The 23805-nt window shown below is 65.6% G+C and carries 22 protein-coding genes; 16 read left to right on the top strand and 6 right to left on the bottom strand.

The features are described from left to right. Nucleotides 1–40: 40 nt before the first annotated feature. The 3 genes from XH96_RS27170 to XH96_RS27180 all read right to left on the bottom strand — a co-directional run bounded on the left by XH96_RS27170 (nt 41) and on the right by XH96_RS27180 (nt 4567). Nucleotides 41–1435, bottom strand: a complete 1395-nt coding sequence (locus tag XH96_RS27170) for a M20/M25/M40 family metallo-hydrolase (RefSeq protein ID WP_194388468.1) — start codon at nt 1433–1435, stop codon at nt 41–43. 24 nt (nt 1436–1459) lie between these two features. After that, on the bottom strand, nt 1460–2788 hold the full coding sequence (locus XH96_RS27175; protein ID WP_194388469.1) for a glycosyltransferase family 87 protein: 1329 nt from the start codon (nt 2786–2788) through the stop codon (nt 1460–1462). A gap of 156 nt (nt 2789–2944) precedes the next feature. After that, nucleotides 2945–4567, bottom strand: coding sequence for a helicase HerA-like domain-containing protein (locus tag XH96_RS27180; protein WP_194388470.1), 1623 nt, complete (start codon nt 4565–4567; stop codon nt 2945–2947). Between the two features lie 345 nt (nt 4568–4912). On the opposite strand from XH96_RS27180, the gene XH96_RS27185 reads away from it, so the two are divergent. The 10 genes from XH96_RS27185 (at nt 4913) to XH96_RS27230 (ending at nt 13328) form a co-directional block, all read left to right on the top strand. Then, nucleotides 4913–5278: a DUF2267 domain-containing protein gene (locus tag XH96_RS27185; RefSeq protein ID WP_194388471.1), complete on the top strand. Its 366-nt coding sequence runs from the start codon at nt 4913–4915 to the stop codon at nt 5276–5278. Between the two features lie 25 nt (nt 5279–5303). After that, nucleotides 5304–5711: a DUF4332 domain-containing protein gene (locus XH96_RS27190; protein ID WP_028176685.1), complete on the top strand. Its 408-nt coding sequence runs from the start codon at nt 5304–5306 to the stop codon at nt 5709–5711. A gap of 272 nt (nt 5712–5983) precedes the next feature. Continuing rightward, nucleotides 5984–6844: a dihydropteroate synthase gene (gene folP / locus XH96_RS27195; protein WP_194388472.1), complete on the top strand. Its 861-nt coding sequence runs from the start codon at nt 5984–5986 to the stop codon at nt 6842–6844. After that, a complete protein-coding gene (gene folB / locus XH96_RS27200) occupies nt 6841–7209 on the top strand; it encodes a dihydroneopterin aldolase (protein ID WP_194388473.1) in 369 nt (122 codons plus the stop codon). The genes folP and folB overlap by 4 nt, the downstream gene beginning before the upstream one ends. Before the next feature lies 1 nt (nt 7210). Beyond that, nucleotides 7211–7702 (top strand): 2-amino-4-hydroxy-6-hydroxymethyldihydropteridine diphosphokinase, encoded by a 492-nt coding sequence (gene folK / locus XH96_RS27205; RefSeq protein WP_194388474.1) that lies wholly within the window; start codon nt 7211–7213, stop codon nt 7700–7702. Nucleotides 7703–7783: 81 nt separating this feature from the next. Continuing rightward, a complete protein-coding gene (locus XH96_RS27210) occupies nt 7784–9655 on the top strand; it encodes a methylmalonyl-CoA mutase family protein (protein WP_194388475.1) in 1872 nt (623 codons plus the stop codon). Next, nucleotides 9652–10116, top strand: a complete 465-nt coding sequence (locus XH96_RS27215; protein ID WP_028176690.1) for a GFA family protein — start codon at nt 9652–9654, stop codon at nt 10114–10116. Before XH96_RS27210 ends, XH96_RS27215 begins: the two co-directional genes overlap by 4 nt. 33 nt (nt 10117–10149) lie before the next feature. Next, on the top strand, nt 10150–10353 hold the full coding sequence (locus XH96_RS27220) for a hypothetical protein (RefSeq protein WP_194388476.1): 204 nt from the start codon (nt 10150–10152) through the stop codon (nt 10351–10353). Further along, nucleotides 10350–12506, top strand: a complete 2157-nt coding sequence (gene scpA / locus XH96_RS27225; RefSeq protein ID WP_194388477.1) for a methylmalonyl-CoA mutase — start codon at nt 10350–10352, stop codon at nt 12504–12506. Before XH96_RS27220 ends, scpA begins: the two co-directional genes overlap by 4 nt. Before the next feature lie 36 nt (nt 12507–12542). Further along, entirely contained in the window at nt 12543–13328 is a 786-nt protein-coding gene (locus tag XH96_RS27230; protein ID WP_194388478.1) for an RsiV family protein, read from the top strand. Nucleotides 13329–13338: 10 nt separating this feature from the next. Here the strand turns inward: XH96_RS27230 and XH96_RS27235 are convergent, their stop codons facing one another. Continuing rightward, a complete protein-coding gene (locus tag XH96_RS27235) occupies nt 13339–13818 on the bottom strand; it encodes an SRPBCC family protein (RefSeq protein WP_194388479.1) in 480 nt (159 codons plus the stop codon). Nucleotides 13819–14034: 216 nt separating this feature from the next. On the opposite strand from XH96_RS27235, the gene XH96_RS27240 reads away from it, so the two are divergent. The 6 genes from XH96_RS27240 (at nt 14035) to XH96_RS27265 (ending at nt 20601) form a co-directional block, all read left to right on the top strand. Further along, entirely contained in the window at nt 14035–15027 is a 993-nt protein-coding gene (locus XH96_RS27240) for a tripartite tricarboxylate transporter substrate binding protein (RefSeq protein ID WP_194388480.1), read from the top strand. Nucleotides 15028–15301: 274 nt separating this feature from the next. Continuing rightward, nucleotides 15302–15793 carry a tripartite tricarboxylate transporter TctB family protein gene (locus XH96_RS27245; RefSeq protein ID WP_028176697.1) on the top strand — a complete coding sequence of 164 codons (492 nt, stop codon included), beginning with the start codon at nt 15302–15304 and terminating at the stop codon, nt 15791–15793. Between the two features lie 4 nt (nt 15794–15797). Next, nucleotides 15798–17309, top strand: coding sequence for a tripartite tricarboxylate transporter permease (locus XH96_RS27250; RefSeq protein ID WP_194388481.1), 1512 nt, complete (start codon nt 15798–15800; stop codon nt 17307–17309). 51 nt (nt 17310–17360) lie between these two features. Then, nucleotides 17361–18347 (top strand): methylmalonyl Co-A mutase-associated GTPase MeaB, encoded by a 987-nt coding sequence (meaB, locus tag XH96_RS27255; protein WP_194388482.1) that lies wholly within the window; start codon nt 17361–17363, stop codon nt 18345–18347. Beyond that, on the top strand, nt 18344–18997 hold the full coding sequence (locus tag XH96_RS27260; RefSeq protein WP_194388483.1) for a pyroglutamyl-peptidase I: 654 nt from the start codon (nt 18344–18346) through the stop codon (nt 18995–18997). Before meaB ends, XH96_RS27260 begins: the two co-directional genes overlap by 4 nt. Before the next feature lie 233 nt (nt 18998–19230). Further along, nucleotides 19231–20601, top strand: a complete 1371-nt coding sequence (locus tag XH96_RS27265; RefSeq protein WP_194388484.1) for a TIGR03808 family TAT-translocated repetitive protein — start codon at nt 19231–19233, stop codon at nt 20599–20601. A 129-nt stretch (nt 20602–20730) separates the two neighbouring features. Here XH96_RS27265 and XH96_RS27270 read toward each other — a convergent pair whose 3' ends face one another. Next, complete coding sequence (locus XH96_RS27270) at nt 20731–21507, bottom strand: TIGR03809 family protein (protein WP_194388485.1); 777 nt, start codon at nt 21505–21507, stop codon at nt 20731–20733. A 579-nt stretch (nt 21508–22086) separates the two neighbouring features. Continuing rightward, a complete protein-coding gene (locus XH96_RS27275; RefSeq protein WP_194388486.1) occupies nt 22087–23796 on the bottom strand; it encodes a S8 family serine peptidase in 1710 nt (569 codons plus the stop codon). Nucleotides 23797–23805 lie beyond the last annotated feature (9 nt).

Consider the following 23805-nt stretch of genomic DNA (forward strand, 5'->3'; position numbering starts at 1 on the left):
GGCGCTTTGCGCCTTTGCCCCACCCTACGACGCCGTGCCGTTATTTCACCTCCGCCAGCGCGGCGAGGATGCGGGCCCAGGAGCGGATGCCCTTCTGGAAGCTCCGCAGGTCGTATTTCTCGTTCGGCGAGTGGATATTGTCGTCGTCGAGGCCAAAGCCCACCAGCAGCGAGTCGAGGCCCAACGTGCGCTTGAAGTCGGCGACGATTGGAATCGAGGCGCCCGAGCCCATCAGCACGGTCTCCTTGCCCCACTCCTCGGCCAGCGCCTTGCCGGCGGCGGCGAGCGGCTTCATGGTCCAGTCGAGCGCGACCGCAGGCGCGGCGGAATGGTCGCCGAACTCGACCTTGCAGTCGCCGGGAATGCGCGCCGATACGTAATCGCGGAAGGCCTTGCGGATTCTCGCGGGATCCTGGCCCTGCACGAGGCGGAACGACACCTTGGCCGAAGCATGTGACGGGATCACGGTCTTGGAGCCTTCGCCGATATAGCCGCCCCAGATGCCGTTGACGTCGCAGGTCGGACGCGTCGAGGCCTGCTCGACCAGGAGCCTGCCCTTCTCGCCAGCCGGGAGCGACAGCCCGACCGGCTTGAGGAAGGTCTCGGGGGTGAAATCGAGCTTCTTCCACTGCTCAAGGATGTCAGGCGGCGTCTCCTTCACGCCGTCATAGAAGCCGGGAATGGTGATGCGGTTGTCGTCGTCGAACAGGCCGCCCAGAATTTTCGTGAGCACCCGGATCGGGTTCATCGCGGTGCCGCCGAACACGCCGGAATGCAAATCGCGGTTGGCTGCGGTGATCTTCAGCTCTTCATAGAGCAGGCCACGCAGCGAGGTCGTGATCGCCGGCGTGTTGGGATCCCACATGCCGGTGTCGCAGACCAGAACGTAGTCTGCCTTGAACTCGTGCTTGTTGGCCTCGATGAAGGGCACGAAATTCTTCGAGCCGACCTCCTCCTCGCCTTCGATCAGGAAGGTGACGTCGACCGGCAGCGAGCCCGTCACCTTCTTCCAGGCGCGGCAAGCCTCGACGAAGGTCATCACCTGCCCCTTGTCGTCCTCGGCGCCTCGGGCGACGATGATCTTGCGGCCGTCGGCATGATCCGCGACAACGGGCTCGAACGGCGGACGATGCCAGAGATCGAGCGGATCGACCGGCTGCACGTCGTAATGGCCGTAGAACAGCACGTGCGGCCGCCCGCCCGCTCCGGTCCTGCCGACGACGGCGGGATGGCCCGCGGTCGGCCTCACCTCGGTCGCGACGCCGAAGCTGGCGATGTCCTTGGCGAGATGCTCGGCCGCAGCCTTGCAATCATCCGCGAAGGCCGGATCGGCCGAGATCGACTTGATCCGCAACAACGAGAACAGGCGCTCCAGGCTGTTGTCGAAATCCTTGTCGATATGGTCGAGCACGGATTGAAGCTGCGTGTTGGACATTGTGGTGTTCCTGATTGCGGGGTCTCAAGGTGTCTCCGCTTTTAACGCCGGCGCGGCCTCGGAGCCAGCCGCAACCGGCGGATGCCGGATGTGCCAGGCGAGGCACCCTGCGAGGACGGCCGTCGCAGCGAGGTTGTTGCCACAGGCCTGGATGACCTTGGGAAACCACGGCAGCGACAGCAGCATGAGGATGCCGGCGGCGCCCAAAGCGAGCCAGGTTCCCAGGCGCACATGTGCCCGCACGTCGAAGGCGGCGCGATGCATCAGCACCGTCATCGGGAAGAACAGCCACATGAAGTAGTATTGCCGCGCCAGCGGCGAGGCCACCGTCATCAGGCAAAACAGGATGCCGAGCTCCTCGGCATCCGAGCGCTCGGTCCGCTGCGCCTCCCGCGGCATGATCGCGACGAAGCCGAGCCCGAGCAGTGCCGACAGCGCCAGCACGATCCAGTTCGCCGTCCGGTAATCGACGTCGATCACGTTCATCGTCCGCGGCGGCTTGTTGCGATCGTCCTGATTGTAGTTGATCGGACGGACCAGGCGATGCGTGACGGCAATGAGGGACTGGTTGACCCATGACCAGTTCTGCTCCGCGCGCTGGCCAAAGCCCTTTTCCGAGCTCGTCCCGACCATGCCCTGATACCAGACCGCAAGCTCGGCCGCATTGCGCTCGAAACCGCGGATCGGCGCCGGCACGACATAGAGCAGGATGCCGGTGAAGGCGATCGTGCTGACGAGGGCGGCCCACTTCCGCCGCCAGAGCAGATAGGGCAGCACAGCGATCGGAAACACCTTGATGGCGGCGGCGAGCGCGAACAGGAAGCCGGCGAGCCACGCCCGCTGATGCCGCAGGCTCCAGAAGCCATAGAGCATCATCGCGAGCAGGACGAGATTCGGCTGGCCCAGATCGAACATGTCGAACACGAAGGCCACGGTGACCAGGACCGGCAGCGCTTCCAGCCAGCGGCCAGGCTTGCGGTGCGAGCCGGCCATGACTTGGGAGAGCGTCCCGGTGTACCACCACGCCAGAGCATTCAAGATCGACAGGACGACATAGAGCGGGATTTTGCCGAACCAGGTCGGGATCGCCAGCAGGATCGCGGGGAGCGGTGGATAGATGAAGTCGAAATAGTCGCGGGCCGTGGCAGGATAGAGCGGCCCATCCTGCAAGACCTGCTGTCCGGCCCAATACCAGAGCACGTAATCCTTGGTCTTGCCGTGGCCGAAGATCTCGGGGACGAGCACGTCAGCCGTCAGGAGGACGCAGCAGAACAGAAAAAGCAGATCCAGCGGCGCACGCGGCGACGGACGTCTCGGCGCATCAGGCTTGGCTAAGGGGGCGGGCGGGGTCACGAGGCGGGGGTCCGGTGCGGCGACCAAACAGGACGTAGCAGACCCGCGGGGGCTTGGAGAGCCCTATCACCTGAATGTGTGCAACGTTCGGTCCCTCGATCGAGGGACAGGTCGATGAGCTCGGCGGACGAATTGCCTTCCCGTCGGGCGTCCTGCCTACCGCCGCAGCAATCCACCGAGCGCGCCGCGGACCAGCGTGCGGCCGATCGAGCCCCCGAGCTGGCCACCGACCGACTTGCCGATATTGGCGGCCATCCCGCCGATCACCTGGTTGGTGACCGATCGCGTCACGTCCCGCGCAATGACCTGGCCGGTCGACAGACGCCCTCGCTTGACGTTGGTGCCGAAGATGGTGCCGACGATCGAGCCGATCTGGCCCAGGATGCCGCCGCCGCTTCCGCCCGCTGGACTGTCCGCCGTGGCCGCGGTGTCGGCGATGCGCTTCTGGAGCATCTCGTAGGCGGATTCGGAATCGACGGCGGTATCGTATTTGCCCTTTACCGGGCTCCTGCTCATGATCGCCTTGCGCTCCTCGGGCGTGATCGACCCGATCCGCGCCGTCGGCGGCCGGATCATCACCCGCTCCACCATCGACGGCGTGCCGTTGCCCTCGAGGAAGGACACCAGCGCCTCGCCCTTGCCGAGCTCCGTGATCACCTTGGCGGTGTCGAGCTTCGGGTTGGGCCGGAAGGTCTGCGCCGCAGCGGCGACCGCCTTCTGGTCGCGCGGTGTGAAGGCGCGCAGCGCATGCTGCACGCGACCGCCCAACTGGGCCAACACTTTGTCCGGAACGTCGATCGGATTCTGCGTGACGAAATAGACGCCGACGCCCTTGGAACGGATCAGACGAACCACCTGCTCGATCTTGTCCATCAACGCCTTCGGCGCATCGTTGAACAGCAGATGCGCCTCGTCGAAAAAGAACACAAGTTTTGGCTTCGGCAGATCGCCGGCCTCCGGCAATTCCTCAAACAACTCCGACAGCAACCACAACAGGAAGGTAGCGTAGAGCCTGGGGCTCTCCATCAGCTTGTCGGCAACCAGAATGTTGACCATGCCGCGACCGTCGCTATCGGTCTTCATGAAGTCCTTCAGCTCCAGTGCCGGCTCACCGAAGAATTTCGCTCCGCCCTGGTTTTCCAGCACCAGCAGCTGGCGTTGAATGGTTCCAACCGTCGCCTTGCTGACATTGCCGAAGCTCTGCGCGGCCTTGCGGATCTCGGCTAACGGATCTTCCTCAGCATCCGGTCCCTTCTTGCCGCTGGCGGGAACGATCGCATCCAACAGCGATCGCAGATCCTTCATGTCCAGCAATGGCAGGCCATTCTCGTCCGCGATGCGGAATGCGACGTTGAGAACCCCTTCCTGCACCTCGTTCAGATCGAGCATCCGCGCCAGCAGTAGCGGCCCCATTTCGGTGACGGTGGCGCGGACCGGATGTCCCTGCTCGCCGAACACGTCCCAGAACACGGTCGAGAACTGGTCCGGCTGAAAATTGAGACCCATGTCGCCGGCGCGCTTGAGAATGAAGTCTTTGGCCTCGCCGACTTCCGAGATTCCGGACAGGTCGCCTTTGATGTCGGCCGCGAATACGGGAACACCGGCGCGCGCAAATCCTTCCGCCATCACTTGAAGCGACACGGTCTTGCCGGTTCCGGTCGCGCCCGTGACGAGGCCGTGGCGATTGGCGAGCGCCAGCGTCAGCCATGCCTGCTCGTCTCCCTTGCCGACGAAAATCTTGTCGTCGGTATCGCCGAGCTTGCTGTCGTGTGCGGTCATTATTCTCTCTGATCTCTCTGCCGAGTTTCGCGTATTGAAACTCGAATGCGCCAGTTCCGTAGTTTAACGCATGTCGCATACCGATTAAAACCGTTCAACGCGCCCCGAGCATGCGACATTGTCGGACACAAATGGACGACATCAGCCGAAAGTAGGAACCAGGTATTCGCAGCGCGGCATTTTTTTGCCGATTCGATCTCGGCTCTTGCACGGCTGCAACACTTTTCGCGCGTTCGAGGATGAATCGCGACCGCGCGTGCGTTCATCGCTTGAATTTCACATCACACCGGCTCAAGATCGTTTTTCGAAAGCAATACTCCGGCGTGCAACCGGCTGAGGGGCCTTATGGACGAGCTGATCGGACGGCTGGCGGCAAACGCCAGCATAGATGGTGCTGTCGCTGAAAAAACCGTCGGCATTATCCTGGGCTTCCTCCGCAGCGAGGGTCCTTCCGAGAGCGTGCAGGCCCTGATCGACCAGATCCCAGGAGCGGAAGCTGCAATCGAGGCGTCCAGGAGCGGCGGCGGCCTGTCGCGGCTGATGGGCGGCGGCTTGATGGCGGTCGGCACGCGCCTGATGGGCCTGGGACTGGGCATGTCCGATATTCAAAAGGTCGCCCGTGAACTTTTCCGCTACGGGCGAGACAAAATCGGAGCGGATCAGATGGGCAAGATCATCGCTGGGACTCCGGGCCTCAGCCAGTTCGCCTGAAGCCACGCATTTCACACCGAGTGTCATGACATATCCAATCTCCGAGATTGAGGGCCTGTCGACCTTTGCAGCCAACAAGTTGAAGGCGCAAGGAATCCGCACCACCGACGCGCTGCTCGAGGCGGCCTCGACCGTGAAGGGCCGCAAGGCGCTTTCCGCCAAGACGGGCATCAGCGAGCAGTCGCTGCTGGAATGGGCCAACGTCTCCGACTACATGCGCATTCCCGGCATGGGCAAGGCCAAGGTCGGCCTGGTCCGCGCCGCCGGCGTCACCACCGTGCGCGAGCTCGCCTATCGAAATCCCGCAAGGCTTGCCCAGAGCATGCGCGAAGCCAACGAGAAGAAGAAGCTCGTCCGCATCCTGCCTTCCGAGAAATCGGTCGGCGACATCATCGCCAAGGCCAAGAAGCTGCCGCCGAAGATCACGTATTAGGGCGGACGTCTTGGCATTGGGCGAGCCGAGCGGCCTTCGGCATTTGCCCAACGGGCAATGATGCCTGCTCAAACTCCGCGGTCATACTCCGCGAAAGCGGAGTATCCAGTACGCCGCATCTTCTCCGTATCACGGCACGGTCTCTGGAATACTGGATTGCCCGCTTTCGCGGGCAATGACAGCGAAAGCATGCGATACCCTGCCCAACCCTCCGCACCACCCACCCCACTCCCGCCTTGAATCCCCCCTTCCCGCCCGCTAAAGCCACCCGCATGAACGCCTCGCCCTCCCCATCCGTCTCGCCGGCCGGCTCGGCCCGGTTTGAGGTGCTGCGGACGCTGCTGGAGCGGCCTCTTCCTGCGGTGATGGGCGTACTCAACATCACCCCGGACTCCTTCTCCGATGGCGGCGCGTTCATCGCGCCCGCGCGGGCGCTGGAGCGGGCGCAGGCGATGATCGTCGATGGCGTCGACATCATCGATATCGGCGCCGAATCCACCCGGCCCTACAAGGGTGCCCGGTCGGTCACCGCGGCAGACGAATTGGCACGACTTAAGCCGGTGCTGGCCGACGTGGTGGCGCTCGGCGTGCCGGTCTCGATAGACAGCATGAAGGCCGAGGTGGTGGCCTTCGCGCTCGACCATGGCGCGGCGATCGCCAACGACGTCTGGGGCCTGCAGCGCGATCCCGACATGGCGCCGCTGATCGCCGCAAGAGGCGTTCCCGTCGTCGTCATGCACAACCGCGACAGCGTCGATCCCGCGATCGATATCATTGCGGACATGACGGCGTTCTTTCGGCACTCGCTCGATATCGCCGCACAGGCCGGCATCGCGCACGACAAGATCGTGCTCGACCCCGGCATCGGATTCGGCAAGACGGCCGAGCAGAGCATGACCGCGCTGGCGCGGCTGCGCGAATTCGATATGTTTGGCCTGCCGATCCTGGTCGGCGCTTCGCGCAAGCGCTTCATCGCCTCGGTGTCGCCGTCGGAGCCATCGCAGCGGCTCGCCGGCTCGATCGCGGCCCACCTGATCGCCGCGCAGCGCGGCGCGAAGATCATCCGGACCCATGATGTCGGCGAAACCCTGCAGGCGCTGCGGGTGGCGCATGCAATCGAGAGCAAGCAATGACCGATACGATCTTCGTCACCGGCCTGTCGATCCATGCCCGCCATGGCGTGATGGATCACGAAACCGAAGTCGGCCAGCGTTTCGTCATAGATCTCGAACTCTATACCGACCTGTCTGAACCCTCGCGTAGCGACCGGCTCGCGGACACGGTGTCCTACGCCGATGTCGTGGCGACGACGACGGCGGCGTTCAAGAACACCAATTACAAGCTGCTGGAGCGCGCGGCCGGCGCCGTGGCCGATGCCATCCTGTCGAACTTCCCGCGCGTCCGCGCCGTGAAGATCACGGTGCACAAGCCGCATGCGCCGATCGCCGCGATCTTCGACGATGTCGGCATCGTGCTGACGCGCTCGCGGCATCCCTGAAATGGCGAGCGTGCTGATCGCACTCGGCGGCAATGTCGGCGATGTCCGCACGACGTTCGGCAAGGCGATCGCCCATATCTGCGGCATGGCGCAAGGCACGCTGATCGCACGCTCCTCGGACTATGCCACTCCGCCCTGGGGCGACGAGGACCAGGATCCCTTCATCAACGCCTGCATCGAGATCGAGACCGGTCTCGATCCGCACGCGCTCTTGTTCGTGCTGCAGAAAGTCGAGCAGAAGTTCGGCCGCACGCGAACCAAGGAGCGACGCTGGGGCCCGCGCACGCTCGATCTCGACATGATCGCCTATGACGACGTCTCCTTGCAGAAGCCCGATCTGACGCTGCCGCATCCCCGCCTGTTCGAGCGCGCCTTCGTGCTGGTGCCGCTGGCCGAGATCGCGCCCGACCGCGTGATCTCGGGCATTCGTGTGCGTGACGGCCTCGCCAGCGTCTCCACGCAAGGCATTGAGCGGCTTCCGGATACCGGTTAACCAAAAACAACCGTTTGCAGGGACGGTCTGCCGTGGCAATTTCGCCTGAGAACAACGAGACGTTTGGGAGTCCCTCGCCGCATGACCTCCGTGACTGACGACCTGCCGCTGGCGGCGGATTTTCCCAAGGCGACCGTCGAGGACTGGCGCAAGCTGGTCGACGGCGTGCTGAAGGGCGCGCCGTTCGAGAAGCTGGTCGGCAAGACCTATGACGGCATCAAGATCGATCCGCTCTATCCGCGCACCAAGGGCGTTGCGCCCGTGGTGGGACGCCCGCCGGCTGCGCCATGGCAGATCGTGCAGCGGATCGACCATCCCGATGCGGCGCTCGCAAATGCGCAGGCCCTGACCGACCTCGAGAACGGCGCGACGGGGCTCGCGCTGGTGTTCGCCGGGGGCAGCGGCGCCCATGGTTTCGGCCTGGAACCTTCGGCGGATGCGGTCGCAAAGGTTTTGAAAGACATTCATCTCGACGCCGGCATCGGCCTCGAGCTTCAGATCGGCCCGCAATCGCGGATGGCTGCGATCCACGTCGCGGATTATGTGAAGAGCAAGGGACTAGATCCCGCAGCCTGCAACATCCGCTTCGGGCTCGATCCGCTCGCGGCCGCCGCAATGTGGGGGCACAGCCCCTACACCTGGGACGAGATCGTTCCTGCACTCGCCGGCGCCATCAAGGGCCTTGCCGCGCTCGGCTTCAAGGGACCGTTTGCCTCCGCCGACGGGCGCGTGATCCATGATGCCGGTGGCTCGGAGGTGCAGGAGCTTGCCTTCGTGCTGGCCTGCGGCGTCGCTTATCTGCGCGCGATCGAAGGCGCCGGCATTTCCCTCGAGCAGGCGCAGGGCATGGTCTATGCGCGGCTTGCCGCAGATGCCGACCAGTTCCTGACCATGGCCAAATTCCGCGCGCTGCGGCTGTTGTGGGCACGCATCGAAACGGCCTGCGGGCTGACGCCGAAACCGCTGTTCATTGCTGCCGATACAGCCTGGCGCATGCTGACGCAGCGCGACCCTTACGTGAACATGCTGCGCGCGACCATGGCAACGTTCGCCGCCGGGCTCGCCGGCGCGAATGCGATCACGGTGCTGCCGCATACGCTGGCGCTCGGCCTGCCCGATCCGTTCGCGCGGCGCGTGGCGCGCAACACCCAGCTTCTCTTGCTGGAAGAAAGCAACCTCGCCAGGGTCAGCGATCCCGCGGCGGGCGCAGGCGGCATCGAGACGCTGACCGCGCAGCTTTGCGACGCCGCATGGGCGCTGTTCCAGGAAAGCGAGAAAGCCGGAGGTGCCTTCGCGGCGCTTCAGCAGGGCCGGTTCCAGAGCAAGGTGGCGGCCGCGCGAAAGGCGCGCGAGGCCAACATCGCAAAGCGCCGCGACGTGCTGACTGGCGCCAGCGAGTTTCCGAACCTGCATGAGCGCGAAGCGACCGTGCTGACGACAACGCCGATCGCGCTTCCGCCTTACGGGGAACAGACATACAAGTTCGATGCGCTGCCGCCGATCCGGCTGGCAGAACCGTTCGAGGCGCTGCGCGACAAATCCGACGCAGCGTTGAAGGCACGTGGTGCGCGGCCAAAGGTGTTCCTGGCCAATCTCGGCACACCTGCCGATTTCACCGCGCGCGCCACCTTCGCGAAGAGCTTCTTCGAAGCCGGCGGCATCGAGGCGGTCGACAGCGAGGGCTTTGCCGATCCGGCCAAGCTCGCAGCCGCCTTCAAGGCCTCAGGTGCGGAGCTCGCCTGCCTCTGTTCCAGCGACAAGGTCTATGCCGGTCAGGCGGAACCCGCCGCCCGGGCCCTGCAAACGGCAGGCAGCAGACATATCTATCTGGCGGGCCGCCCGACCGATGCCGAGGCGGCGCTGCGGGCGGCCGGCGTCACGGGCTTTATCTTCGCCGGAGGCGATGCACTTGTGACACTGCAGGACGCCTATCGACGGATGGAGCAGCCATGACCGAAACCGGCAAACCCGTTCTCACGGGCGGCTGCCAATGCGGCGCGGTGCGCTTTGCCGTCATGACGGCGCCGACCAGGGTCTCGATCTGCCATTGCCGGATGTGCCAGAAGGCAGCCGGTGCGCCATTCGCCTCCTTTGCCGATATCAACAAGACGGACTTCGCTTGGACCAGGGGACAACCCTCGTTCTTCCGCTCCTCCACCATCGCCGAGCGCGGCTTCTGCGCCGCCTGCGGCACGCCGCTGAGCTTCGGCCGCATCGACGGCGACCGCATCGAGATCATGACCGGCACCTTCGACCACCCCGACTGGGTGATCCCGACGCGCCAGTTCGGCACCGAATCCCGCCTCGGCTGGGTGGTCGGCATCGCCAATCTGCCGAGCCAGACCACGCAGCAGAATTACGGACCGGAGAAGATGGCGACCATCGTCAGCCATCAGCATCCGGATCATGATTGACCGTCTTCAATCACAACCATGCTAAGGTGACCCGTGCTTCGGTTCCTGGTCGAAATTCTGTTCTGGTCGCTGCCGGATATAATCGCATGGCGTTTGGCGCGCGCACTTGACGGGGCGCAGAGCGCGGAACACACGTTCAATGCGCCACGGAAAACGGGTTTCAATGATCCCGTCTACAAGAAGAATCTTCAGCGATTAATCGAACGAAATCGCCAGTTTGAGGAAACAAAGGAATGACGCGCATTCCCAATTTCGCCGATGTTGCCTTCGAGCGCGCCGCCGCCGCAGCGCCAGTCGGCAGCGCCGAACCGTGGCTGACGCCCGAGGGCATTCTGGTGAAGCCCGCTTATGATGAGGCCGATCTCGCCGGGCTCGATTTCCTCGAGACCTATCCCGGCATCGCGCCGTTCCTGCGCGGCCCCTACCCGACCATGTATGTCAACCAGCCCTGGACGGTCAGGCAATATGCCGGCTTCTCCACGGCGGAGGACTCCAACGCATTCTACCGCCGCAACCTCGCGGCGGGCCAGAAGGGCCTCTCGGTCGCGTTCGATCTCGCCACCCATCGCGGCTACGACTCTGACCATCCGCGCGTCGGCGGCGATGTCGGCATGGCGGGCGTCGCCATCGATTCCATCTACGACATGCGCACGCTGTTTGCGGGCATTCCGCTCGACCAGATGAGCGTGTCCATGACCATGAACGGCGCGGTGCTGCCGATCCTCGCGCTCTACGTCGCCGCCGCCGAGGAACAGGGCGTGCCGCCGGAGAAGCTCTCGGGGACGATTCAGAACGACATTCTGAAAGAGTTCATGGTGCGCAACACCTACATCTATCCGCCGGCGCCCTCGATGCGGATCATCTCGGACATCTTCGCCTACACCTCCACGAGGATGCCCAAGTACAATTCGATCTCGATCTCCGGCTATCACATGCAGGAGGCCGGCGCGACGCAGGACCTCGAGCTCGCCTACACGCTCGCCGACGGCGTCGAATATCTGCGCGCCGGCCTTGCCGCGGGGCTCGACGTCGATCGTTTCGCTCCCCGCCTGTCGTTCTTCTGGGCTATCGGCATGAACTTCTTCATGGAAGTCGCCAAGATGCGCGCCGCGCGCCTGCTCTGGGCGAAGCTGCTGAAGCCGTTCAACCCGAAAGACCCGCGCTCGCTTTCGCTGCGCACGCACAGCCAGACCTCTGGCTGGTCGCTGACCGCGCAGGACGTCTTCAACAACGTGATGCGCACCACGGTAGAGGCCATGGCCGCAACGCAGGGCCACACCCAGTCGCTGCACACCAACGCGCTCGACGAGGCGCTCGCCTTGCCGACGGATTTTTCGGCGCGCATCGCCCGCAACACCCAGCTCTTCCTGCAGCAGGAGAGCGGCACCACCCGCATCATCGATCCCTGGGGCGGCTCGTACTACGTCGAGCGGCTCACGCGCGACCTCGCGGCGAAGGCGTGGAGCCACATCCAGGAGGTCGAGGAACTCGGCGGCATGGCGAAGGCGATCGAGGCCGGCTTGCCGAAGCTGCGCATCGAGGAGGCCTCGGCCAAGACCCAGGCGCGGATCGATGCCGGCAAGCAGGCGGTGATCGGCGTCAACAAGTACAAGCCGACCGACGAGGACAGGATCGAGATCCTGAAGGTCGACAACACCAATGTCCGCCGGCTTCAGATCGACAAGCTCAAGCGGCTGAAAGCCGAGCGTAACCAGAACGAGGTCGATGCCGCGCTCGCCGCGCTGACGCGCTCAGCTAGCGAAGGCAACGGCAATCTGCTCGCGCTCGCCATCGACGCGGCACGGGCGAAGGCGACAGTCGGCGAGATTTCGGACGCGATGGAGAAGGTGTTCGGCCGGCACCGCGCCGAGATCAAGTCCATTACCGGCGTCTACAAGCGGGAGGCGTCCAGCATGGGTAACCAGGTCGAGAAGGTTCAGGCGCTGATCGACGCCTTCGAGGAGGCGGAAGGCCGCCGCCCGCGCATTCTCGTCGCCAAGATCGGCCAGGACGGCCACGATCGCGGCCAGAAGGTGATTGCGTCTGCCTTTGCCGATATCGGCTTCGACGTCGACATCGGGCCGCTGTTTGCCACCGCCGACGAAGCTGCGCGGCAGGCGATCGAGAACGACGTCCACATTCTCGGCGTCTCCTCGCTTGCCGCCGCCCACCTCACCGCCGTGCCGGAATTGAAGGCCGCGCTGAAGAAGCAGGGCCGCGACGACATCATGATCATCGTCGGCGGCGTGGTGCCGCCGCAGGACTACGACGCGCTCTACGCCGCCGGCGCTGAGGCGATCTTTCCGCCGGGGACCGTGATCGCGGACGCCGCCGAGGAGCTGATCCGCAAGCTGAACGCCCGGCTCGGGCATAGCGAGGCGGCGGAGTAGCCGTCGCTCGAACTTCCGGCAAGAAGGATTTGCGTGATGTTTCTCGCGCCAACGTTCATGCGCGCGCTGGCTGCGGCCGCAGTTTGCAGCGCGCTGTTCGGCATCGCCCACGCCGCCGACCCCAAGCCCGACGCCATCGTCAAGACCAGGAGCATCGAGGCGCGCGTCTTCCTCGACGACAGGATCAAAGCGAATGCGGCGCTGGCGGCGGATTGCCTGGCCGAAGGCAAGAAGTGGCTCGACAAGAATGCGGTCGAGGCCGCCGCCTCGCGCAAGGCGGACCCACAGTTCTTCACGAACGGTGGCTGGGACTTCGAGCGCAAATATGAGATCCGCTCGGTCGTCGCCGATCGCTATGTCAGCGTCCTCCGCAACGACTACATGAACACCCGCGGCGCGCACCCCAATTCGGATGTGAACACGATCCTGTGGGACAAGGCGGCGAACAAGCGCATCTCGATCCGCCCGTTCTTCACCGAGACCGCCGACAAGGGTCCGGCCATGAAGGCGATGGTGACGGCCATCATCACCTCGCTCAAGGCCGAGAAGAAGAAGCGCGGTGCCGGCGAGACCGCGACCGACGAATGGTTCAAGAGCGTGGAACCGAGCCTGCTCAAGATCGGCGCGGTGACGCTTGCGCCGTCAACTGAAGCAGGCAAGAGCTCCGGCCTCACCTTTCACTACCCGCCCTACGCCGTCGGTCCCTATGCCGAGGGCGGGTATGTTGCCTTCGTGCCTTGGGAGGCGCTGAAGCCGTATCTCAGCGCAGAAGGCACGCGAATCTTCGGCGGCGCGCGGCCGAAGGGCGACGCGGAGGAGTAGTGAACGATCGCTAACTGGATCGCGGATGGGCTCGCGCCAGTGTCCGCGCCAGCGAATCCGTCCAATCAGGAATCCAGGACGCGAACAGGGCTTGCCAGCGCTCGGCATCCGCGGGCTCCGTCTCGAGTGCAACCGACCATTCGATGAGGGTACGGTTGCCCTCGATGATAGGACGCAGATGCATGGTGCCTCGATAGTGCGTCGGCGTCGGCGCGCGGCCTCCGTCGTCTTGCGGATACGGCAACGCTTCGAGACCGGCATAGGCTAGGGTGTGCTGCCGGTCCGAGTGATCGACCAGGCGCTGACGGATCCAGTTTCCGAGATAGCAGAAACGTCTGATGGCGCCGACTTCATCGCCGCGCTTGTCGTCTTCGATCACGCTCTCGCTCACCCCGTCGATATAGGCGGGATAGTTGTTGAAATCGCGGATCAGCGACCAGACGTCGTCCAGCGGGTGGTCCAGCACGGCGCTGTAATAGGCTCGGGTCATCGGTGGCTCGCCTTCGGTTTCCGTTCGCGCTGAGGTTGGCTGCTCGCGCGGGCAAAACCCACCCGGTTTCCGACTGCCCATCCGATGGCCATCCAACTTTCACGCGCAACGCGACAATCTCGTTGGTAGCGCTATCTTGCGGCGGCTCCGCAAAGCCGACTAGAATGCCGCCATTGACAAGAGCGCCCGGCGTCACGGGTGCCGCTGGGAGGATTCATGTCCAAGATTACGCGCCGCACCTTTGCGGCCTCAACCGCCGCAGTCGCCGCATCCGCCGCCTTCGGCTTCAAGCCCGCGCTCGCACAAGCCTATCCGGCCCGGCCGGTCACCGTGATCGTGCCCTGGGGCGCCGGCGGCGGGACCGACGCGACCGCGCGCATTGTCGCAGCGCTGCTGGAAAAGGACCTCGGCCAGCCCTTCAACGTGGTCAACCGCACCGGCGGCTCCGGCGTGGTGGGCCATAGCGCGATCGCGACCGCCCAGCCCGACGGTTACACCATCGGCATGCTCACCGTCGAAATCTCGATGATGCACTGGCAGGGCCTGACCGAGCTGACGCCGAAGAGCTACACCCCGCTGGCGCTGATGAACGAGGACCCTCCGGGCATCCAGGTCTCCTCCTCCTCGCCCTACAAGACGGTCAAGGAGCTCGCCGATGCGATCAAGGCGGCGCCTCCCGGCAAGTTCAAGGCCTCCGGCACCGGCCAGGGCGGCATCTGGCATCTGGCCCTGGTCGGCTGGATGCAGGCCATGGGCCTGCCTGCCAATCAGGTCGCGTGGGTGCCCTCGAACGGTGCGGCCCCGGCGATGCAGGATCTCGCCGCTGGCGGCCTCGACCTCACCACCTGCTCGGTGCCCGAGGCGCGTGCCATCATCGAGGCGGGCAAGGCCAGGAGCCTCGCCATCATGGCGCCGGCCCGCAACCCGATCTTCAAGGACGTGCCGACGCTGAAGGAGGCGATGGGCATCGACTACGCGACGGGCGCCTGGCGCGGCATTGCCGGGCCAAAGAACCTTCCGCCGGAGATCGCAACGAAGCTCACCGCGGCACTGAAGAAGGTTTACGATTCCGCCGAGTACAAGGACTTCATGAGCAATCGCGGCTTCGGCACCGTGTGGGGCGATGCCGCTCACTTCGCCACCTTCATGGACAAGGGCGACGCCCAGATGGGCGAAGCCATGAAGGCGGCAGGCCTGAGCAAGGCGTGATGTTTCACCCCTCCCCGCTGATGGCGGGGCTATTGCATGTGAAGAAGAACGTGGCGAGTAACTCGCTTGCAGCCCATCCTTCGAGACGCCCGCCCGCGGCGGGCCCTCAGGATGAGGGCGCGTTTAGCAGCGAGATAACAGACCTTCGTGGTGAGGAGGCCGCAAAAGCGGGCGCCTCGAACCATGCAGGCCGAGCACCTTCGGCATATGCGCTGGCCCAGCCCACGCGGCGAGAGGGAGCGCACCTCCCGGAATTCTGACAGGACCCCACCCCATGCGTCTTCCCGACTCCGTGACGGGATCGTTTCTCGTCGTGCTCGGCGCAGCAGCTGCCTATGGCGGCTGGATCCTGCCGCCGGTGCCGGGCCAGCCGGTCGGCCCCAACGTGTTTCCGCTCGTGATCGGCTGCGGCCTTGCGCTGTGCGGGCTCGCGATCGTGTTCGGCATTGGCCATTCCTTCGAGGAGGAGGAAGCGTTGGTTCCGATGGAGGACGGCCAGGCCGCTGCCCCGCCGCCTCAGGGTAAGCTCTACGGCCTGCGCGCGCTGCTGCCGCCGGCGTTGCTGCTGTTCTACGTCGTCGCGGCCGACCGGCTCGGTTTCATCATCACCGCGGCGATCATGGTCTACGTCACCTCGACCGCGCTCGGGGCCAGGTGGAAGCTGGCCCTGCCGCTCGCGGCCCTCTCGCCCTTCGCCATCCACCTCATCTTCGGCAAGCTGCTCCGCGTGCCGCTGCCCGCCGGCCTGTTGCCGGCGCCCTGGTAATCCCATGCTGAAAACCCTGATCGATGCGTTCGCGCTGATCTCCACCTGGGAGGTCATCATCGCGATGTTCGCAGCGTCCGTGTACGGGCTCGTGATCGGCTCGCTGCCGGGCCTGTCGGCGACGATGGCAACCGCCCTGCTCGTCCCCGTCACCTTCTATCTCTCGCCGATCGCGGCGATCGCGACCATCGTCGCGGCCTCCTCGATGGCAATTTTCTCCGGCGACATTCCCGGCGCGCTGCTGCGCATTCCCGGCACGCCCGCTTCCGCCGCCTATGCGGACGAGGCCTACGCGATGACGCGCAAGGGCCAGGCCGAGCTCGCGCTCGGGGCCGGCGTCTGGTTCTCGGCGGTCGGCGGCATCGCCGGAGTGCTGTCGCTGATGATCCTGGCGCCGCCGCTGGCCGAGATCGCGCTGTCGTTCTCGACCTTCGAATATTTCTGGCTGGCGCTGCTCGGCCTGATGTGCGCCACCCTGGTTGCGCGCTCCTCGCCGGTGAAGGCGATCGCCGGCATGTTCATCGGCCTGCTCGTCGCCTGCATCGGCATCGAGAATCCCGGCGGCGTCCCGCGCTTCACCTTCGGACTCACCGATCTGTTCGGCGGCATCGAGCCGATCCCGGCGCTGGTCGGCGTATTCGCGGTGGCGCAGGTGATGCGCGCGATGCTGACGCCGGAGCCGCCGCCGCTGCCGCGGCGCAAGTTCGGAAGCATCATGGCCGGCCAGTGGAAGCTGACGAAGCTGTATCACTGGCAGATGACGCGCGGGAACATCGTCGGCATCATCATCGGCGTGCTGCCCGGCGCGGGCGCCGACATGGCTGCCTGGGTCTCCTACGCGATGTCGAAGCGCTTCTCCAAGGAGCCGGAAAAGTTCGGCACCGGCCATGTCGAAGGCCTGGTCGAAGCCGGCGCCAGCAACAATGCCAGCATCGCCTCCGGCTGGGTGCCCTCGCTGCTGTTCGGCATCCCCGGCGATACCATCGCCGCGATCGCGATCGGCGTGCTCTACATGAAGGGCCTCAATCCCGGTCCGACGCTGTTCACCGAGAAGGCGTCGAGCATGTACGCGATCTACCTGATGTTCATCATCGCGAACATCATGATGATCCCGCTCGGCATCGCCATGATCCGGGTCGCCGCCTATATCCTGCTGGCGCCGCGCTCGGCCATCATGCCGATCATCATGCTGTGCTGCGCGGTCGGCTCGTTCGCGATCGGCAACAACATGTTCGGCGTCGTCACCGTCGCCGCCTTCGGCGTGATCGGCTATGTCATGGAGGCGAACGGCTATCCCGTCGCCGCCATGGTGCTCGGCATCGTCATGGGCACCATGGTCGAGCAGGCCTTCGTCACCTCGCTGATCAAGTCCGACGGCAGCATCCTGCCGTTCTTCGAGCGCCCGGTTGCGGCGATCCTCGCCGCGATGGCGATCGGCGCGCTGCTCTGGCCGGTGATGGTGTGGGTGTGGCGGAAGGTGAAACCGGCGCAGCCGGCGGCAGCAACATCCCGGTGATATGGCGCGGGCGGCCCTCGCCTGCCCCGCCGGGCCGTTGTAAAGCAGGGCATGACTGAGAAGGCCCCGCTCGACATCAAGACCCTCGCCAAGGAGCTCCGCGCCGGCAGCCGCGCGGCGCTTGCCCGCGCCATCACGCTGGTCGAGAGCCGGCGCGGCGATCATCAGGCGCTGGCGCGCGAGCTGGTGCAGATGCTCCTGCCCGACACCGGCAAGGCGTTTCGCGTCGGCATCACCGGCTCGCCCGGCGTCGGCAAATCCACCACCATCGACGTGCTCGGGACGTATCTGATCGAGCAGGGCCACAAGGTCGCGGTGCTCGCGGTCGATCCGTCCTCGGCACGCAGCGGCGGTTCGATCCTCGGCGACAAGACGCGGATGGCGCGGCTCTCGGCATCGGACAGTGCCTTCATCCGCCCCTCGCCGTCGTCAGGCACGCTCGGCGGCGTCGCGGCGAAGACGCGCGAGGCGATGCTGCTCTGCGAAGCCGCCGGCTTCGACGTCGTGCTGGTCGAGACCGTCGGCATCGGCCAGTCAGAGACCGCGGTCTGCGACATGACCGACTTCTTCCTCGCCCTGATGCTGCCGGGTGGCGGCGACGAACTGCAGGGCATCAAGAAGGGACTCGTCGAGCTTGCCGACATGATCGCGATCAACAAGGCCGACGGCGACAATCTCAAGCGCGCCAACATCACCGCCGCGGATTATCGCGGCGCGCTGCATATTCTGAGCCCCCGGTCCGAGCATTGGCATCCGCCCGTTATCACCTATTCGGCGCTGGCCGGCACCGGCATCGCCGAGCTCTGGCAGAAGGTTTTGGACCACCGCAAGGCGATGAACGCATCCGGCGACTTCGCCGCGCGGCGGCGCGACCAGCAGGTGAAGTGGATGTGGTCGATGCTGGAGCAGCGCATGCTGGCGAGGTTGCGGAGCGAAACGTCGGTGCGGACCAAGGTCCGCAAGATAGAAACCGAGGTCGCCGAGGGCCATCTCACGCCGGCGCTCGCCGCCGAGCGCATTCTGGAGTTGTTGCAATGACCAGGCCCCGCATTCTCCTCACCGGCTTCGGGCCATTTCCCGGCGCGCCCTACAATCCAACCCAGGCGCTGGTGGCCCGGCTGATGCAGTTGCGCCGGCCGGCGCTCGACGACGTCGAGCTGTCGAGCCACATCTTCCCGGTCACCTATGCTGCCGTCGACCGCCAATTGCCTGACGTGCTCGCCGCCCAAAAGCCCGACGCGCTTTTGATGTTCGGCCTCGCGGCGCGCACGCCCTATCTGCGGATCGAGACCCGCGCGCGCAACGCCGTCACCATGCTCTGGCCGGATGCCGCCAACACGCGCTCGAGCAAGCGCGGCATCGCCGGCCATGCAGATGCGATGACGTTCGGCCCGCACACCGCAAGGCTGCTGCGCGCCGCGCGCCTCACCGGCATCGACGCGCGCCCCTCGCGCGATGCCGGCGCGTATCTCTGCAATTACCTGAGCTGGCGCGCGATCGAGAACGTCAGGTCGGGCGGGCCGAAGCTTGCGGCCTTCATCCACATTCCGCTGCTCGCGCGCGGCGGCGCCGTGCGGCGCAAGGGCGCCGCCCGGATCACGCTGGAGGAACTGGTGGACGCGGGGGAAGCGATGCTGATGGAGATGGTGCAATTGGCAAGGAAGGCGCGGAACACCTCGGTCTCGTAAGGTGGGGCAAAGGCGCGCTTGCGCCGTGCCCACCATGCATCCGCATTCGTAACGACAATGGTGGGCACGCTTCCGCCTTTGCTCTTCGAGCTACGGCGGACAAGTCGCTTTGCCACCCTACGGCATCGTCTTTGCGGTAAACATTTAACCCTACCGCGAACAATCCTCACCGCCTTCGCCGCCCTGCGCTACCTAGTCTCCGCGGACCTCCCGCGTCCGCCGGAGGACGCGTCATGGACCTCAATCGCCGTCATCTCATCGGGGCTTCGACCGCGGGCATCGCCGGCGCGCTCGCCATGCCGGCCGACGCTGCGCGCGCGGCGCCGCTGACGTCCCTGCTCGGGCGCGACGCCACGCAATATGGCGTTCGCCCCGGCAGCAGCGAGGATCAGACACGCGCGCTGCAGCGCGCGATCGACGAGGCCGCGCGGGCGCAAATGCCGTTGGCGCTGCCGCCGGGCGTCTATCGCAGCGGACTGCTGCGGCTGCCGAACGGGTCGCAACTGATCGGCGTGCGCGGTGCGACCAAACTGGTCTTCACGGGCGGAGCCTCGATGATCCAGAGCGACGGCTCCGATGCGATCGGCCTCACCGGCATCACCTTCGACGGCGGCAACATTCCGCTGCCGACCCGGCGGGGCCTGATCCATGTTCTCGGCGGACGAGATGTGCGCATGGCGGATTGCGAGATCACGCAATCGGGCGGCGGCGGCATCTGGCTCGAGCAGGTCGCGGGCGACGTCTCCGGCAACATCTTCACCAACATCGCGTTAACTGCGGTGGTCTCGTTCGACGCCAAGGCGCTCAGCGTCTCGCGCAACACCATCATCGGCACCAACGACAATGGCATCGAGATCCTGCGCACCGCGATCGGCGACGACGGCACGCTGGTCGCCGACAACCGCATCGAGGACATCAAGGCAGGCCCCGGCGGCTCCGGCCAGTACGGCAACGCCATCAACGCGTTTCGCGCCGGCAACGTGATCGTGCGCGGCAACCGCATCAGGAATTGCGACTATTCGGCGGTGCGCGGCAACTCGGCCTCGAACATCCACATCACCGGCAACAGCGTCAGTGACGTGCGCGAGGTCGCGCTTTATTCGGAGTTTGCGTTCGAAGCCGCGGTGATCGCCAACAACACGGTGGATGGCGCCGCCGTCGGCGTCTCCGTGTGCAATTTCAACGAGGGCGGCCGCATTGCGGTGGTCCAGGGCAACATCATCCGCAATCTGATCCCGAAGCGGCCGATCGGCACCGCACCGGACGACGATGCCGGCGTCGGCATCTACATCGAGGCTGACACATCGGTCACCGGCAACGTGATCGAGAATGCGCCGTCCTACGGCATCGTCGCCGGCTGGGGCAAATATCTGCGCGACGTCGCGATCACAGGCAATGTGATCCGCAAGGCGCTGGCCGGCGTCGGGGTCTCGGTCGTGCCGGGCGCGGGCACCGCGCTCGTCAACAACAACATGATCTCGGAAACGCCACGAGGCGCCGTGGTCGGGCTCGACCACGCGCGGGCGGTGACGTCGGATCTGTCCGCCGAAGGGGCGCAACGCTTCGCGCAGCTTGTGGTCGGCAGCAATGCGGTGCGACGTTAGGCGCGCAACCGGCGGGCGGACCGTACTTCCTTCGAGGCTCCCTATGGGACGCGGGGCGTCCCATGCCTCGCACCTCAGGAGGACGGGGCGAGGGAGGCGGCCGACTCTGCTCGGGCCTGACCCACCGCCTTAGAACGCGTTTCGGAGCAGCGGGTATTTGGCTTCGAGACCGTCGAGGCTGAAGGTGAATTCGACGACGCGCTCGGGGGCTGCGACGATTTCGGCAGTGGGAGGGGCGAACTGCGGGAGGAGCGCTGCCATCGCCGCAGGCGCCGACTTCGGCAGCTTCGCGGCAGGCACCGCGAGCGGCGGCCTCACGTCGGGCGCGGTGAACGGCGTCATGGCGGCGGGCGCAAGGGGTGATCTCACGGCAGGTGCGCTGAGCGGTGCCCTCGCGGCGGGAGCCTTGAGCGGCGGCATCTCGGCGGGGGCGGTAAACGAAGCCACCGCGGCAGGTGCAGTGGGCGGCGCCATCGCGACGGATGGCAACGCCGCCACGATCGGCGCCTCGGTGATCTCTGCGAGCACGTCCGGCTTCTGATCGAGCCTGACCGCCACAGCGGTCTTAGGCGCGATGTGAACGGCCTTGGGCTGGACGGTCTGCGCCTGCTGCTCGCGCGGTGCCATGCGGGGCATCGTCGCCGGCGACCAACCGAATGTGGGCGTCACGCTTGCAGCCGCCTCGGCGACGTCCCCGCCGGTTGCGAGAGCGCGCCAGGTCTGGACCGCACGCTTGGCTTCCTGGATGTTTTCAAGGAATTCGATCTCGGAATGATACCGGCGCCAGCGGCCGGTCTCGAACATCTCGGAGAGATGTTGCAGGCGCTGTTCGGCGAGAGCGCACCAGCGCGCCGCGATGGCGCGGTCGGCGACTGCGTCGCGAACGAACTCTTGGCGATGTGTCATGAACCAGCCCGTCAGGAAAAAATACGGACGCGGGGGACGCAACGCACACGAATCAATTTAGACGCGACATGAATATTTTGTGGAAAAGATTTGACTTGTCCAGCAGCGACACGGCATTCGTCATCAAATACCGTAGTCCTCCGGAAATTTGCTGCGTTTTCGAGTCAAGCTTCGCACAAGCATAACCGAGTTGCGGCGCGTTGCGCGCCCGACCGCAACAGACGGCTGCGGCGACCCTCAACCTGAACGAATGCGGAGCTTCGAAAGATCGGATGCCCAAGGCTTCGGCTCCGGTTGAATCAGAACTGACGCCCTGGATTCTTGGTTTGACGTGTTTTCGTCACGCGGGCCGGCGGCCACTTCGCTCAAGAACGCGCTGAAAAGAAAAGACCCGTCCGGGGGGACAACCGGACGGGTCAAGCCATATGGGCGCTTGGGGTGGATGGGCGCTCGCGCCTGATATGACTGATGGGGAGGGATGACCGCTCCCACATCAGTTGGTCGTGGTAGCTGGCTGAACGTTCAATGCGAGGGTTCGCTTTTTTGAGCTTCAGCCCGTGCGCATCCTTGTCGCTGCCGCTATCTCGCCGCCGGTCTATCTGCCTGAGAAACCGCGGACTTTTCGTCCGAGCCCGACAACGACGGTTGCTCGATCGCACGGCTGCCGGGCTCGCCGCGACGCTTCTCGGCATCTTCACGTTTTGTTGTACCGGACGCAGCCGCAACGGGCGTGGCGCTGTCGGCGGGCACCGCCATGACCGCGGCAAAGGCGTCGGCCTGACCGTCGCCGAAAAGGTCGTCACGTCCGGGGGACCCGAGGTCGCGCGCGGTCTTCGCCAGCGTCATGCGCAGCGCCTCCGGCTTCAAGGCGTGGTTGCGCTCGAGGAGCAGCGCCGCGACGCCGGAGACATGGGCGGCCGAGAACGAGGTTCCCGACGTCATCTGGTATTTGCCGGCGGGTGCCGGCAGGAAGATGTCGACGCCGGGGGCTGCGACCGCGATGTAGTTGCCGCGGTTGGAGGCGATGAACAGCCTGTCCTGCTGATCCGTCGCGCTGACCGCGATCACATTGGGATTGGCAGCCGGATAGAGCGGCGGCGATTTCGCGCCGGCATTGCCGGCGGCCGCGATCAGCACGAGGCCGCGTGCGGCCGTCGCCGCGATCGCGCGCTCGATGATCGCGTCCTTCGGACCGGCAAAGCTCATATTGATGATCTGCGCGCCGTGCTCGGCGGCGTAGTTCAGCGACCGCAGGATGATGTAGGACGAGCTCTCGCTGCCGCCGTTGGCGCCGCCGAAGGCCCGGATGGCGATGATGCGCGCCTCAGGCGCGCTGCCCATCAGGCGGGCATGCGCCACGATGGCGCCGGCGATGCCGGTGCCGTGGACGTGCGGCCCCTCTGCACTGCCGAGCGCGTCGAAACTGTCGGCGACGGAATTGGCGAGTTCGGGATGCTTGGCGTCGATGCCGGAGTCGATCACGGCAATTGTAACGTTGGCTCCGTGCGCCAGCGCATGCGCCTGCGGCAGGCGGAGTTTTGCCAGTGCATATTGCGCGGGATCGCCCTCGACCGGTACGGACGATTTCTGGTCCTGGAGCACGTAGCGGAAGTTCGGCTGGACCGAGCGAACGCTGCCGTCGGCCGCGAACTCGCGCCGTACCGTCTCGGCGGGCCGGCCGTCGGTAATGCGGAACAGGCCGAACGTCGCCCCGATCAGCGGAAAATTCTCGGATGCGACGCGCGCGAGGCCGTGGCGACGCGCAAGCTCGTCGGCCTCCGTCACCGACAGACTGCCGTCGATCTCGGCGACGAATTCGCCTGCGAAGCTGCGCTGGTTCACCGCGACCGGCGTGTTGTTGCCGCGCCCCTTGCGGGCGCTCTTCTTGTTGCCCGATTTTCCACTGCCCTCGCCGCCCGCGTTCGCCTGTGCCAGGCATTCGCCGTCGGCAGACCGATAGGGCGCGGCGCAGGCCGGATAGAGGTTGGGGGAGTAGCGCGCATAGGGCAGCACCGGCGTCAATCCGATCCGCGAAGGAATCCGGGCGGTCGTAATCGGACGCGGGCCGCGATCGACCGACACCGCCCTGGCGGACAGGGTCGGGTTGACCCGCGGGGCAATGCTCGGGGAGATCGTCGGGGTGCGCGAGGGAACGCTGATCGTAGGCGTCCGCATGATCGCCTGCGCCTGCGCAACCTCGACGCCAAGACAAGAGGCGACCAGAAGGGCGGCTCCGATGGACGAAGCGTACGCCCCGGCACGCACCCTGCTGTCGGAATTGCCCGTCATCGGCTCAGC

The organism is Bradyrhizobium sp. CCBAU 51765 (assembly GCF_015291725.1).
In the GTDB taxonomy this organism is placed as follows: Bacteria; Pseudomonadota; Alphaproteobacteria; order Rhizobiales; family Xanthobacteraceae; genus Bradyrhizobium; species Bradyrhizobium liaoningense.